Raw genomic sequence first — 13,714 nt, forward strand, 5'->3', positions numbered from 1 at the left:
GCCGACTGCGCATTCGCGCGCGATCGATCTGACGCGGCCCGTGTCATCTTTGCGCGACACGGCGCGGAGCGGTGACCTCGACTGGCCAGTTGTTCTGCAAGGAACGAGCGTGCGATTGGGTGTCTGTACCCTTGTTGCTCTCCAGCTGAAACTGATTGACCAGGTTTCGCAGACGGCTCGCCTCGGACGACAAGGAAGCGACAGCCGCTGTCGACTGTTCGACCATTGCCGCGTTCTGTTGCGTCGCCTGGTCCATGTGATTAACCGCGGTATTGATCTCAGCAAGCCCGGTCGACTGCTCGCGCGCCGACGTGGCAATCGCGTCCATGACCTGATTGATCTGGACCACATACTCGCCGATCGACTTCAGCGAAATCCCGGTTTCGAGAACCAGTTTCACGCCGTTTTCCACCTCGGTCGATGACTTCTGGATAAGCCCTTTGATTTCCTTGGCCGCTTGAGCGGCGCGCTGGGCAAGCTCGCGGACTTCCTGTGCGACGACCGCGAAACCTTTGCCCGCTTCACCCGCACGGGCGGCTTCAACGCCGGCGTTGAGTGCCAGAAGGTTCGTCTGGAAGGCAATCTCGTCGATGACGCCGATGATGTTCGAGATCTGCTGCGAGCTGTCTTCGATGCGCCGCATCGCTTTTTCGGCTTCGGACACGACCGCTGCTGACCGCTGGGCACTGACATTGGCTTCCAGAGCCACGTTGCGTGCCTCGTCCGTCCGTTTCGTCGACATTGCGACATTGGATGTGATCTCGTCCAATGCGGCGGCCGTCTCCTCGAGCGAGGCTGCCTGTTGTTCCGTGCGTTTGGAAAGGTCGTGGGCGCCGGATGCAATCTCGCCGGTGCCATTGTCTATGCTGTGCACCGTCTGCAGCACCGCGCCTATCGTCGTCCCCAATTGCCGAAGGGAAGCGTTGAAGTCTTCGCGCAATGTCTCGTATTCGGCCGCAAATTGCTCCGAAAGCTGGAATGAGATGTCTCCCGCTGCGAGGCGCTGGAGACCTCCACCCAATGTCGTGGTCGCGAAGCGTAACTGTTCAGCCTCCCGTTCGGCGCGCTGCTGGGCTGCAGCGCGTGATGCTTCCATCTCGCTGCGCGATGCTGCCGCTTCGTTCTCGAGCCTCACGACATTGAGGGCATTCTGCCGGAAGATCTCAACGGCACCAGCCATCTCACCAACTTCGTCGGCGCGACCGGCATAGGGAATATCGTTTTCGAGGTCTCCATCCGACAGCTGTTTCATGGCGGAGGTGATCCTCCGGATCGGATTGGCTACGCCGGAGATTGCAAATACGATGCCGGCCAGAACGATCAGCACCGCGAGCACGGCGATTGCCGCGGTCAATGTGAAAGCGGACTTCGCGGAGGCATCGCTGGCCGCCACGAAACCTTCAGCCTGGCTGAGAATGAAGGTGACCAGGTTTGTTATTCCCTTGTTCACCAGCTCGGCCTGCGATTCCATATCCGTCTTGAATAACCTGACCGCCTCAGGTGTTTTTCCGGCGTCATCAAGCGCGATCATCTGCTCCGCCAAGCGGCGATATTTGCTGAGCTCCGGCTTGATCTGATTGATCAGTTCCCGCCCGCGTTCCGTGCGAACGCCGTTTTCATATTCGGCAACCACCTTTTCGACCGCGGCAGCAGCAGCATCGATTTTTCGCTTCCCGACGCCCAGTTCCTCTGCCGTATCGTCGAGAATATACTGGCTATAAACGAGTTTGAGATCGAGAAAACTGCCTTTGATCTCACGAGCCGTCATCAACCGCTGCATCCAGAATGTCCCGATCTGTTCAGCGTTGGCGCTGAGTGTCGAGATCGTGCTGAGCGAGACGTAGGATAAACCTACCATGAAGATACTGATGATCGAAAGCTTTAGGACGAGGGCTTGCTTAATGCTTGGGCGTTTCATGCTGCGGCTCTCCGATCAGAGGCTCTTGGGGGTGGTGACCTGATTGCGGTCAGAACAAAATGTCGCACTAGATTGATAATTTAATATTAACTAAAATACGTACGGTCTGGATATCTTGACGTAGAAGATCGCTTTCACGACCCCGCAAGAGCTCCTCAGAGTGGGGGCCTGTCATTTGTAGGCGTCTATATGCGCTACGTGAACTTTAGCGATTTATTTTATCCTTCCCGCTAACCTCTCATCTGAAATTGTTCCGGTCGAATAGGCAGTGCTTGAGGAAGCTATGCTTGGTGCGGAAGTAATGGTCTTGCTGGAATCCTGTCCACTCGCCGCGCTCGTCGTGAACGCAGCGGGTTTTGTCATGTTCGCGAATGCCGAGGCCTGCGCACTCTTTGACGGAGCAGACACGCTGAATGGCACGAACGTTGCCGATCTCTTGGCCGGATGGCCACTCGACAAGCCAGATGGTTCACCGGTTCTCTTGCGCAGCAGGACGGGAGAAACACGAAGCTGCAACATCAGGGTTTCGCCATGTTCCGGTTCGGGTGAACCGATCACCGTGGTCTGGATAGAAGTTGGCGGACCGGAAAAATCGGCCGGGCTTGCCGTTCGGGAGGCCAATCTTCGTCTGCGATATGTCATCGAGATGTTGCCGCAGGCCGTCTGCGTCTTCGACGCCAAGGACCGATACGTTCTTTGGAATCAGAAATACGCCGAACTCTATGCGGATATCGCCGAATACCTGACGCCGGGGATTCCGTTCGAGGAGATTTTGAAGATCAGCCTTGCAGGCGGCAGCATCCAGGAAGTCGTGCTGGACCAGAACGCCTGGCTTAGCGAACGCATGGCCAAGTTTCGTCAGGTCGCATCCCAGGAAGAGCGGCAAATGAAGGATGGCCGATGGTTGCGCTACGACGATCGCCGCACGCCGGATGGCGGTGCCATTGGAATGCGCATAGACATCACCAGTCTCAAGCAGCGCGAGGAATGGCTTCGGCAATTGTTCGAGGCAAACCCGATGCCGATGCTACTCTGCGACGGCGACAGCCTTGCGATCCTTGAAGCCAATCACGCGGCGCTTCAATTTTATGGCTACGAGAGATCGGTCCTTCTGGCCAAAGCCGTTTGCGACATGCATGCCGAAGGCCAGGGTGAGGAGTTCGCCGCCAGGCTTCGTAATCTCGACGGGGACTGCGAAGCCCGCACCGTCTGGCGCCAGCGAACGGCGAAGGGCCGGGAACACCACGTCCTCATCTATGTCAGGCTGCTCCACGAGGGTGGCGACCGGCGGCTGCTGCTGACGATCGCCGACGTCAGCGACCGGGTGCTGGCGGAGGCCGAGGCTAACCGGTTGGCGCATCATGATGTTCTGACCGGCCTTCCGAACCGGATGCAATTCTACAAGGCTCTCGATGAGGCACTCAAACCGCAGGCGGAGGATGGCGTTGTCGTCGTCTACTGTCTCGATCTCGACGGGTTCAAGCCGGTCAACGACACGTTCGGCCATGCCGCCGGCGACGAGGTTTTAAAGATGGCCGGTGAGCGGCTGCTTTCGGCCGCAGCCGGACATCTGGTGGCCCGCCTCGGTGGCGACGAATTTGCCATCCTCGTGAAGACCACGGGCCAGGCAGATACCGATCTTGCGGAACGGTGCATATCGGCCTTCAGCGCACCTTTCCAGATCAAGGGTTTTTCGATCGGTATCGGCGTCAGCATCGGCATCGCCGCCGCAAGTGTCGCCGGCGGCGATCGTGAAACGCTTGTTCAGACCGCGGACCGTGCACTTTATCGGGCAAAGTCGAGCGGGCGCAACACCTGGCGGATCGCCGGAGACGAGCTGATGCCGGCGCTGATGACTGCGGGTTAACGCCGAGGGAATGTTTTCGCCCCGGCGACCGTTGTCGACGCCTTCGATCTCGCGGATGATGGAACTCGCCAAAAATTCCACCTGCTTTGGAAAGCTACACTCTCTCGCACCGGCATTTTGGAACAAACGGGGTCGGCCTCGGCTTTGGAAGCGGATAGTATCCTGTCATCGCGATTGGAAATGCTGGGGAGCTCGAATGATCGATCTTTATTATTGGCCGACGCCCAACGGCAAGAAGGTCTCGATTTTCCTGGAGGAAACCGGCACGCCCTATAAGCTGATCCCGGTGCAGATTTCTCGCGGCGACCAGTTCAAGCCGGAGTTCCTGAAGATCAATCCCAATCATCGCATGCCAGCAATCGTCGATCACCAGCCGGCCGACGGCGGAGCGCCGATCAGCGTGTTCGAATCCGGTGCGATCCTGTTCTACCTCGCCGAAAAGACCGGCAAGCTCTGGCCGCAGGATTTGCGTGCTAAATACGAAGTGGCCCAATGGGTCATCTGGCAGATGGCCAACCAGGGACCGAAGCTCGGCGAAGCCGGGCATTTCCGCCGTTTGGGTGATCGCGAGGGCGACCAGTCCTACGCGGTGCGCCGCTTCACCGACGAGGCCAACCGTCTCTATGGCGTGCTGAATATGCGGCTGCGCGACCGTCCCTATCTCGCCGGCGACCAGTTTACGATCGCCGACATCATCAGCTATCCGTGGACGGTCGGCTGGCAGGCGCAGGGCCAGGACATCAACGAGTTCAAGCATTTCAAGCGCTGGTTCGACGACCTGAGCGCACGGCCCGGCGTCCAGCGGGGGCTTGCTGTCGGCGCGGACCTCGCCGTCGACAATACCAAACTGCCGCCGGAGGAGCAGGAGCGAATCCGCAAGATCCTCTATAATCAACGGGCAATACCGGTCGCCGATTAGTCGGCCGGCTGCTAGAGTCCCGGCCATCCAAAAATGCGCAATCGATAGAAACAATTCAAGGGAGCCAAGACATGAGCCTTCGTATCAACGACATCGCACCGGATTTCACCGCCGAAACCACCCAGGGCACGATCCATTTCCATGACTGGATCGGCAGCGGCTGGGCCGTGCTGTTTTCCCATCCGAAGAACTTTACGCCGGTCTGCACGACCGAACTCGGCGCCATGGCCGGCCTTGAGGGAGAATTTAAAAAGCGCGGCGTCAAGATCATCGGCATCTCCGTCGATCCGGTCGAAAGCCACGGCAAGTGGAAGGACGACATCAAGACCGCGACCGGTTTCGACGTCGAATATCCGCTGATCGGCGACCGCGATCTCAAGATCGCCAAGCTCTATGACATGCTGTCGGCCGGTGCGGGCGAAAGCTCGGAAGGCCGCACGCCCGCCGACAATGCGACGGTGCGCTCGGTTTATGTCATCGGCCCGGACAAGAAGATCAAGCTGATCCTCACCTATCCGATGACCACAGGCCGTAACTTCAACGAAATCCTGCGGGCGATCGACTCGATCCAGCTCACCGCCAAACACCAGGTGGCGACGCCGGCCAATTGGCAGCAGGGTGAGGACGTGATCATCACCGCCGCCGTTTCCAACGAGGATGCGATCACCCGCTTCGGTTCGTTCGATACGGTCCTGCCCTACCTGCGCAAGACCAAGCAGCCCACGGCCTGATATCGTTTCATCCAGACAAAAAGGCCGGCGGAGCGGATCGCTTCGCCGGCCTTTCGATGTGTTCCAGGTAAAACACCCGGTGCGGGACGAGCCGTCTCAATAGACGGGATACATGCCCCAGAAAAAGCTTTCCGAATGTTCGCGATCGGGATCGCGGTTTTTGTCACCATCCTCGCGCACCTTTTCAAGCGGCGTGCGCTCGGTGCTTTCTGTGTCTGCCCTACCCGGCGCCCGCCGGCTCAGTCCGAACAGATCAAACCCAAACAGGGATAAGCCACCAGCGATCATCGTCAGCCTCCGGTCGGTTGAACATCATGCCCACTCACTTTCGGGCCAAACCCTGCTCGGGTCAATGTAGTCTATCAAAACCCTATACTAATTCGTCAACGGGATGGAAACTATTATGTCTGAAATGTGGCAGTTGGCGAAATGCCGATCTTTGCAAGAGCTCTTGCGTCCCCTTCAGGCGAAGAAACGGTTGGCCGGCCGCGGCAGGCCGAGATGGTCGCGAAGCGTCGATCCCTCGTAGTCGGTGCGGAAGATGCCGCGGCGCTGAAGTTCCGGAATAAGCCGCTGCGTCACGTCGTCCAGGCCCTGCGGCAGGTAGGGGAAAACGACCGTAAAGCCGTCGCTTGCCTCTTCCGAAAGCCAGGTCTGCATCTCGTCGGCAATGGTTTGAGGCGTGCCGACAAAGGCGAGGCCCGAATAACCGCCGTACCGCTGGGCGAGCTGGCGCACCGTCAGCTTTTCCTGTTCGGCGAGTTTGAGGACCTGGGCGCGGCCGGACTTGCTGGCGTTGGTTTCCGGAATTTCCGGCAGTGGACCGTCCGGATCGAAACCGGAGGCGTCGTGGCCAAGCGCGATCGACAGCGAGGCGATGGCGCTATCGTAATGCACCAGGCTATCGAGTTTCGCCCGCTTCGCCTTCGCTTCCTCGATCGTATCGCCGACAACGATGAAGGCGGCCGGCAGGATCTTCAGGTGGTCAGGGCTGCGCGAGGCAGCGACCATGCGGCCCTTGATATCCCCATAAAGCGCCTTGGCAGCGGAGAGATCGCGTGGCGAACAGAAGACCAGTTCGGCAGTCTCGGCCGCGAGCTGGCGTCCCGGTTCCGATTGCCCGGCCTGCACGATCACCGGCCAGCCTTGCACCGGCCGGGCGATATTGAGCGGCCCGCGCACGCTGAGTTCCTCACCCTTGTGGTCCAGCACATGCATCTTCTCCGGATCGAAGAAAATGCCGCTTTGCTGATCGCGGATGAAGGCGTCGTCCGCAAAACTGTCCCAAAGTCCGGTGACGACGTCGTAGAACTCGCGCGCCCGCTTGTAGCGCTCGCCGTGCTCCACATGTTCGTCGAGACCGAAATTACGGGCGGAATCCGGGTTGGACGTGGTGACGATGTTCCAGGCGGCGCGGCCGTTGCTGATATGGTCGAGCGAGGCGAACCGGCGGGCGACGTGATAGGGCTCGTCGAACGTGGTCGAGGCGGTCGCCGCAAGGCCGATCTTCTCGGTGACGGCCGCCAGCGCCGAGAGCAGCGTGAACGGCTCGAACGAGGTTACGGTCTGGCTGCGCTTCAGCGCTTCGACCGGCATGTTCAGCACCGCCAGATGATCGGCCATGAAGAAGGCGTCGAACTTGGCAGCCTCCAGTTTCTGGATGAAGGACTTGATATGCCCGAAATTGAAATTGGCATCCGGATAGGCGCCGGGATATCGCCACGCGCCGGTATGCAGGCTGACGGGACGCATGAAGGCGGTAAGGTGGAGTGATCTTGCCATGGGACGACGCTCTTGTGGGGTGAGAAACGGCTGATCGGCTTAAAGTAGGCATTCCCGTTTCACATGCTAAGCAACGTTGTTGCGCCGATTGCATCGTCCCGGAGAAATTCTCTCTCCTTCCGCTCAACTTGGCGTGACAATCCGCAAAACTCTCTCTTCGGCCACCAAAAGAGAAAATTCACTTCGTTCGACGCGTGCAATTGAAGCTTTATTCCTTCTCCCGCCCTCCATGGCGTGGCTCAATGACAAACTTGATCCGGGAGGCGCGCATGAGCAGGGTTTTCCATTTGGCAGGAAAGATCAGAGCAGTGGCTCCGTACCTCGCGACAGAGGACCAGGCGATCGAGGTGGTGAAGGGGCTTTCGGCGCGGATCGCCGAGGGATCGAGCCACCGCGACCGGCAGCGACTGCTTCCGCATGACGAGATGGAACTGGTCGCCCAGTCAGGCCTGCTGGGAATAACCGTGCCCGCCGAATACGGCGGCGCCGACATTTCCAATGCCTTCCTGGCGGAGGTGATCGCCATTCTGTCGGAGGCCGATGCATCGGTCGGGCAGATCCCGCAGAACCACTTCTCGATTCTCGAAGCTTTGCGCCTTTCCGGCAGCGAGGAGCAGAAGAAATATTTCTTTGCCCGGGCGCTCGCCGGCGAGCATTTCGGCAATGCCCTTGCCGAGTCCGGAACGAAGGCCGCGGGCGATATCGAAACCCGGCTTGTGCCGGAAGGCGTCGGCTACCGAATTACCGGCCGCAAATATTATTCGACGGGCGCGCTGTTTGCCGACTGGGTGGCCATCTTCGGTCTCGATCCCGAAGGCAAAGCGGTCATGGCGATCGTGCCGCGCGATGCGGAAGGACTGACGATCGTCGACGATTGGGACGGGTTCGGCCAGCGCACCACGGCCAGCGGCACCGTGCTGATCGACAACGTCTACGTTTCTCCGGATTCAGTCATCAGCTACTATCGGAGTTTCGAACGGCATGCGCCACTCGGCTCGCTTGGCCAGCTGCTGCATGCCGCCGTCGACCTGGGGATTGCACGCGCCGCCTTTGCCGACATGGTCGGCTTCGTGCGCAGCAAATCCCGAGGCATCCGCAATGTCGGCATCGAGACGGCAAGTGCCGATCCGCTGACCATTGCGCGGACCGGCTCGATCGCCGTCAAACTGGAAGCCGCGAGCGCGGTTCTGGAACGAGCCGGCCGCAAGGTCGATGTCGCCCAGATCAACCCGTCCTCGGAGACTGCGATCGAGGCCTCGCTCTCCGTCGCTGCCGCAAAGATCCTGACGACGGAGGCAGCACTCGACGCGACCAACGGTCTGTTCGAACTTGCCGGAACTTCTGCGACCAAGGAGGACCTGAACCTCGACCGCCATTGGCGCAACGCCCGCACCCATACGGTGCACGATCCGGTACGCTGGAAACATCACGCGATCGGCGATTTTCACCTGAACGGCAACGTCCCGCGGCCGAACGGACAGTTCTGAAGGAATACCGCGCACAAAAGGCGCGGCGGCTACGGCGGCGTCAGGCGAACCGGTTGAACTCTATTTGCTGCCGGCCTGCGCGTCGTCGAGCAGGCCGCTCGAGCGTTTGGCGACCATCTGTTCCAGCGTCATGTTATCGAGGACCGCAGCGATTGCGTCGCGCACTTCCGTCATCGAATGGCGGATCTGACAGTCTTCCGGGTGGTCGCAATCGTCGCAGGGCTCGAACGCCGTCTTGCTGGCGCAGCGGATCGGCGCCAGCGGACCGTCCAGGATGCGGACCGCCTGGCCGACATAGATCTGGGAAGCGGGCTTGGACAGCGCATAACCGCCGCCAGGCCCTTTTTTCGAGCGCAGCATGCCGCCCTTGCGCAGTTCGAGCAGGATCGCATCGAGGAATTTCTTGGAAATATTGTTCTGTTGGGCGATGTCGCTGACGAAGGCGGTCTTGCCGGGTTCAAGCTGCGCAAGGTGGACAAGCGCCTTCAGTCCGTATTTTCCCTTTTTCGTCAGCATCGAAGATCGAAATTCCGCCTCGCCCGTGTCCTTTCCCCGGCGTCCCCGCCGCGGATGTGACACCGATACAGGACCGGCGCCAAAGGTTCAACGTCGGTTTACTCGTCTGCTCTATTCTGCCGAAAGATCGCGCAATGTCCGCGGCAGCGTGTTCATGCATTCGGCTCCCGTTTCGGTGATCAGGAACTGATCCTCGATCATCAGCGCGCCGATGCCCTGCCCGTAGAACGGCGTCTCCAGCGCCACCACCATGTCCGGCTGGATGACTTCCGGATTGCCGGCGGAGAAGAACGGCCATTCCTCGATGCCGACGCTGCCGCCGACCGAATGGCCGAAATGGCCACGATCATAGTCTGCGAAGCCGTCCTTGCGCATCGAGGCGAGCATGGCCGCATGCACCGCGCCGAACATATTGCCGGGACGAAGTTCATCGAGCCCGGCTGCAAAAGCATTTTCCAGCGCTTTGAAGATTTCGCGCGGCAGTGGCGATGCAAGGCCATGGGTGAAGGTGCGTGCGCCGTCCGAGGAATAGCCGTCGACCAGCGTCCCGACATCGGCCTTGATCAGCGCGCCCGGCGTCACGACCGCCGCCATGTCCGAAAGATCGGCGCCGATCGAGATGAAGTCCCAGTGGCCGCTCAGCCCGAAGCCGCCTTCCGCCGCGGCCTCCTGGGCGCCCGCCTTCCAGGCGCAAGAGAGTTCGGTGAGCCGTGCGCCGGGTTTCACTGCCGCCGCCATGCGGGCGAGCCCGGCTTCCGCAGCCTTGGCGGCACGACGCAGCCGTTCGATCTCGCGCGGCGTCTTGACGGCCCGCAGACGGCGCAGCACGTGCGAGCCGTCGGTCCAGGTTACCGTCGGCAAAGCCAGTTTCAGGGCCTCGAAATCGGCGGTCGGCATGAATTCCAGGTCGGCGCCGATCCGAGCGCGATCAAGGCCACGCTCGTTCAGCAGATCGCCGAGCAGGCCGAAACAGGCGGACCGATCGAACGTTTCCGGCCGAGGTCCGAAAGACCCGAGCCGGCGATAGGCCTCGTTGACCTGCTCGACGCTCTCGGCTCCCGTTAGATCGAGCATGTCGATCCAGATGCGATGGGTGCGCAGGTCCACGTCTGCCGCGGCCTTGCGGATTGAGCCGGCGGCGTGGTCGCTGGCGATTGCGGCGAGACCAATCGAGGCATCGGCCGGCACAAGCGCGATTGCGGCACCCGCCCTGCCCCACATGGTCGCGACACCGGCCGGCGCGCCGATCGCGTACCGAAAGGCTTCAGGCTGGAAGATCACCAGCGCGTCGAGGCCGGCTTGCGCCATCAGGCGCTCTGCATGGCGGCGGTCGATATCACTCATCGCATTCTCCAGAACCACCGCTTCGGCTGCCGCATCGCGCTCGACGAGCTCGGCACCGGTTATTCGTCGCTGAGCTATATGAGCCGTTTCCCAGTCGATATCGTCAAGGTCGACCAGTCCTCAATCCGTTCGCTCACAGAACGGACGGGCGACATTGCCGACGCACCGGCCTTGAAAGGCCGGCACGTGCTGCTCGATGTGGTGCGACGGATGGGTTTCAAAGTGAAATAGCGGGCGAGGCGAGCCTCAATCCGCGATTGGCACGATCTGCGCGGGATCAATCTGCAGCCAGGCCGGCGCGCCGACCTCGAAGACGTCCGCCGGCGGCGCGGCGACACGGAATTGCAACCCGCTGTCCGTCGACTGGAAGACGTAGTCCCAGGTCTCGCCAAGGAACGAAGATTGCCGCACCGAGCCTTGCAGGTTGATGGCCTTTTCCCGGGGAGCCTCGGTCGCGGACAGCTTCATCGCCTGCGGCCGGATGGAGACGGTGATCGGGCCGCCGCCAGAAACCTCTTCGCCGATCATCGCCAGCGGCACACTGAAGCCCGCAAAGTCGATCATGTGGTTGCCGCAATTGCCGGAGAGGAAATTCGTGCGGCCGATGAAGCTCGCCACAAACCGGGTCTTCGGCCGGCTGTAGAGCGCGTAAGGGCTGTCGATCTGCTCAAGGCGGCCGTTGTTCATCACGGCGATACGGTCCGAAGTCACCATCGCCTCGCCTTGGTCGTGGGTGACATAGACCGAAGTGATCTTGAACTCGTCATGCATGCGCTTGATCTCGAAGCGCATTTCCTCGCGCAGGTTGGCGTCGAGGTTCGAGAGCGGTTCGTCGAGCAGCAGAACCGCCGGGCGGATGACGACGGCGCGGGCAAGCGCCACGCGCTGCTGCTGGCCGCCGGAAAGCTCGGCCGGGTAACGGTCGGCGAGATGGCTCATCCGCACGGTTTCCAGCACCGCGCCGACGCGTTTCTTGACCTCGTCGGAGGGTAGCTTGCGCAGGTTCAAACCGAAGGCGACGTTCTGCGAGACCGTCATGTTCGGCCAGATCGCATAGGACTGGAAGATCATCGACATGCCGCGCTTTTCCGGCGGCACCGAGCCTGATGGCGCCGACAATATCTTGCCCTCGAGCTCGATTGAGCCGGAGGTCGGGTCGATGAAGCCGGCGATCATCCGCAGCGTCGTCGTCTTGCCGCAGCCGGACGGGCCGAGCAGCGAGACGAATTCGCCGGGCTTGATATGCAGGTCGAATTCGAGCACCGCATCGACGGCGCCGAAACGGCGACCGAGTTTCCTGAGGATAAGTCCGTCCATTAGCTTCTCCTCAACATGAAGTCGCGTCCGAGATAACGCATCCCGATGGCGACGACTGCGACAATGATGATCAACAAGAGTGAACCCAGCGCCGCGAGCTTTTCGAGCTCGCCTTCCTCGCTGAGATCGAGCAGCACGACGGAAACGACGCGCGTGGTGGGACCGACCAGGAAGATGGCGGTCGAGAGTTCCTGTGCCGCCGGCACGAAGATCAGCAGCCAGCCCCCGGCCAGCGTGCGCTTCAGGAGCGGTCCGACCACATGCCTGAGCGCCGTCACCCGCCCGCCGCCGAGAATGCGCACCGCCTCTTCCATTTCCGGATGAATGCTGCGCACGCCGGCCGAACTGGTGGTGAAGGCGATCGGCAGGAAGCGGGTGACGAAGGCGAGCGCCATGATCGTATAGGTGCCGTAGAGCGCGATCGGCGGCAGGGCATAAGCCGCATAAAAGCCGATGGCGAGCACGATGCCGGGCACGACATAAGGCGAGACCGCGAGGAATGCGAGCAGGCCCGAGAAGGGGATCAGCTTGCGTTGCACGATATAGGCGATGAACAGCGCCAGCGTGATCGCCACCGTCGCCGCGACGATGCCGAGCCCGATGCTGCCGACCAGTGCCTTTTGCGAACTGGAATGCTCGAAGAGCACATAGTGGAAGTTGGAAAGCGTCAGGTTGCTGAACGAGAAGCCGGCCGTCCAGGAGTCCGAGAAGGCGGCGAGAAGCAGCACGAACATCGGCATCAGCACCGACAGCGCCACGACGCAGAAACAATAGCCAAACAGCACCCAGCGCCATCTGCCGAGCTTGACGATACGGCGCTCGCCGCCCTTGCCGCTGACCGAGACATAACCCTTGCGGCGCAGGATCAGCTTCTGCAGCCCGAGCATCACGGCGGTGATCAGCAGCAGCGGGATCGAATAGGCGGCCGCCACCTGGATCCGCAGCGGGAACGAGAAGAACTCGGTGAGCTGGATGACCACGACCGGGTAGCGCGCCGGGATCGAGATCAGCGCCGGCACGCCGTAGAGCGCAATCGCACCGAGGAAGGACAGAAGAGCTGCGCCGATGATCGCCGGCATGACCAGCGGGAACGTCACCTTCATCGCCGTCTTGAACGGCCCGGCGCCGAGGATGTTGGCGGCATCCTCCATCTCCGAATTGATCATCTCGAAGGCCGAGCTCACCAGCACGAAGACGAGGAAGAAGCCGCCGATCGCGGTGACCAGCACCAGCCCGCCGAAGGAGAAGATGTTGACCAGCGGTTCGGTGGAACCGGAGAGGCTGTGCCAGACGCGATTGATCCAGCCGGTATTGGGGCCGGCCAGCAGGATCCAGCCGACGCCGGCGAGATAGGGCGGCATGATGAAGGCGCCGAACACGCTGTAGCGTACGAAATTGCGGCCCGGCATATCGGTGCGGGTGCAGGCCCAGGCGAGCGGCACGCCGAAGGCCAGTTTCAGCACGACGACGACGGCGCCCATTTTCAGCGTATTGGTGAGCGCCGTGATGTGACGTTCCTTGCCATAGGCCTCGACATAGTTGTGAAGCGTCCAGCCGCCGGTCTTGGCATCGGTGAAACTGGAGACGACGAGTGTCCACATCGGCGCGACAATCAGCACGACCAGGATGCCGGCGAGGAACAGCCAGAGTAGATTGGCCGGCTGCAGCCGCTGGTGCCAGGGCACACGCACCTTCACCGGCTGGTCGTCCGACCAGGTCGTGGTGGCGGGATGGGAAACACTCGTCATGATCGGCGCTCGCTTTGTCACTGGAGGCGTCGGAAACAGGTCACGCCACCAGGCGTGATGGACGGAGGCCAGATGTTGCCGGCCT

General features: G+C 61.1%; 11 protein-coding genes and 1 pseudogene. 5 read left to right on the plus strand and 7 right to left on the minus strand.

The window, feature by feature from the left end:
• Positions 1-43: 43 nt before the first annotated feature.
• The gene (locus AC1DLT_RS03790) at positions 44-1,918 is read right to left on the minus strand and encodes a HAMP domain-containing methyl-accepting chemotaxis protein (protein ID WP_477485920.1); all 1,875 of its coding nucleotides are present in this window, start codon (positions 1,916-1,918) and stop codon (positions 44-46) included.
• 301 nt (positions 1,919-2,219) lie between these two features.
• Here AC1DLT_RS03790 and AC1DLT_RS03795 point away from each other — a divergent pair, with 301 nt between their 5' ends.
• The 3 genes from AC1DLT_RS03795 to AC1DLT_RS03805 all read left to right on the plus strand — a co-directional run bounded on the left by AC1DLT_RS03795 (position 2,220) and on the right by AC1DLT_RS03805 (position 5,435).
• Positions 2,220-3,785, plus strand: a complete 1,566-nt coding sequence (locus AC1DLT_RS03795) for a diguanylate cyclase domain-containing protein (protein ID WP_477485921.1) — start codon at positions 2,220-2,222, stop codon at positions 3,783-3,785.
• A gap of 196 nt (positions 3,786-3,981) precedes the next feature.
• A complete protein-coding gene (locus AC1DLT_RS03800) occupies positions 3,982-4,704 on the plus strand; it encodes a glutathione binding-like protein (protein ID WP_247031141.1) in 723 nt (240 codons plus the stop codon).
• Positions 4,705-4,775: 71 nt separating this feature from the next.
• Complete coding sequence (locus tag AC1DLT_RS03805; RefSeq protein ID WP_477485922.1) at positions 4,776-5,435, plus strand: peroxiredoxin; 660 nt, start codon at positions 4,776-4,778, stop codon at positions 5,433-5,435.
• Between the two features lie 96 nt (positions 5,436-5,531).
• On the opposite strand, the gene AC1DLT_RS03810 is transcribed toward AC1DLT_RS03805, so the two are convergent.
• Positions 5,532-5,723, minus strand: a complete 192-nt coding sequence (locus AC1DLT_RS03810) for a hypothetical protein (RefSeq protein WP_247031139.1) — start codon at positions 5,721-5,723, stop codon at positions 5,532-5,534.
• 174 nt (positions 5,724-5,897) lie between these two features.
• Positions 5,898-7,217: an LLM class flavin-dependent oxidoreductase gene (locus tag AC1DLT_RS03815; protein WP_477485923.1), complete on the minus strand. Its 1,320-nt coding sequence runs from the start codon at positions 7,215-7,217 to the stop codon at positions 5,898-5,900.
• Between the two features lie 269 nt (positions 7,218-7,486).
• Here AC1DLT_RS03815 and AC1DLT_RS03820 point away from each other — a divergent pair, with 269 nt between their 5' ends.
• Complete coding sequence (locus tag AC1DLT_RS03820) at positions 7,487-8,704, plus strand: SfnB family sulfur acquisition oxidoreductase (RefSeq protein WP_477485924.1); 1,218 nt, start codon at positions 7,487-7,489, stop codon at positions 8,702-8,704.
• 60 nt (positions 8,705-8,764) lie between these two features.
• Here the strand turns inward: AC1DLT_RS03820 and AC1DLT_RS03825 are convergent, their stop codons facing one another.
• Complete coding sequence (locus tag AC1DLT_RS03825; protein ID WP_477485925.1) at positions 8,765-9,220, minus strand: RrF2 family transcriptional regulator; 456 nt, start codon at positions 9,218-9,220, stop codon at positions 8,765-8,767.
• A gap of 111 nt (positions 9,221-9,331) precedes the next feature.
• Complete coding sequence (locus AC1DLT_RS03830; RefSeq protein WP_477485926.1) at positions 9,332-10,564, minus strand: M24 family metallopeptidase; 1,233 nt, start codon at positions 10,562-10,564, stop codon at positions 9,332-9,334.
• Positions 10,565-10,579: 15 nt separating this feature from the next.
• On the opposite strand from AC1DLT_RS03830, the pseudogene AC1DLT_RS03835 reads away from it, so the two are divergent.
• Positions 10,580-10,720, plus strand: a pseudogene (locus AC1DLT_RS03835) (EAL domain-containing protein); the annotation flags it as partial.
• A 90-nt stretch (positions 10,721-10,810) separates the two neighbouring features.
• Here the strand turns inward: AC1DLT_RS03835 and AC1DLT_RS03840 are convergent.
• Complete coding sequence (locus AC1DLT_RS03840) at positions 10,811-11,881, minus strand: ABC transporter ATP-binding protein (RefSeq protein ID WP_477485927.1); 1,071 nt, start codon at positions 11,879-11,881, stop codon at positions 10,811-10,813.
• Positions 11,881-13,629, minus strand: coding sequence for an ABC transporter permease (locus AC1DLT_RS03845; protein WP_477485928.1), 1,749 nt, complete (start codon positions 13,627-13,629; stop codon positions 11,881-11,883). The genes AC1DLT_RS03840 and AC1DLT_RS03845 overlap by 1 nt, the downstream gene beginning before the upstream one ends.
• Positions 13,630-13,714 lie beyond the last annotated feature (85 nt).

The sequence above is a fragment of the Neorhizobium sp. 05N33 genome, from assembly GCF_056397445.1.

Bases quoted from the DNA above. Each gene is read 5' to 3' on its own strand.
- AC1DLT_RS03790 (WP_477485920.1), bottom strand. From the start codon at position 1,918: ATGAAACGCCCAAGCATTAAGCAAGCCCTCGTCCTAAAGCTTTCGATC.
- AC1DLT_RS03795 (WP_477485921.1), top strand. From the start codon at position 2,220: ATGGTCTTGCTGGAATCCTGTCCACTCGCCGCGCTCGTCGTGAACGCA.
- AC1DLT_RS03800 (WP_247031141.1), top strand. From the start codon at position 3,982: ATGATCGATCTTTATTATTGGCCGACGCCCAACGGCAAGAAGGTCTCG.
- AC1DLT_RS03805 (WP_477485922.1), top strand. From the start codon at position 4,776: ATGAGCCTTCGTATCAACGACATCGCACCGGATTTCACCGCCGAAACC.
- AC1DLT_RS03810 (WP_247031139.1), bottom strand. From the start codon at position 5,723: ATGATCGCTGGTGGCTTATCCCTGTTTGGGTTTGATCTGTTCGGACTG.
- AC1DLT_RS03815 (WP_477485923.1), bottom strand. From the start codon at position 7,217: ATGGCAAGATCACTCCACCTTACCGCCTTCATGCGTCCCGTCAGCCTG.
- AC1DLT_RS03820 (WP_477485924.1), top strand. From the start codon at position 7,487: ATGAGCAGGGTTTTCCATTTGGCAGGAAAGATCAGAGCAGTGGCTCCG.
- AC1DLT_RS03825 (WP_477485925.1), bottom strand. From the start codon at position 9,220: ATGCTGACGAAAAAGGGAAAATACGGACTGAAGGCGCTTGTCCACCTT.
- AC1DLT_RS03830 (WP_477485926.1), bottom strand. From the start codon at position 10,564: ATGAGTGATATCGACCGCCGCCATGCAGAGCGCCTGATGGCGCAAGCC.
- AC1DLT_RS03840 (WP_477485927.1), bottom strand. From the start codon at position 11,881: ATGGACGGACTTATCCTCAGGAAACTCGGTCGCCGTTTCGGCGCCGTC.
- AC1DLT_RS03845 (WP_477485928.1), bottom strand. From the start codon at position 13,629: ATGACGAGTGTTTCCCATCCCGCCACCACGACCTGGTCGGACGACCAG.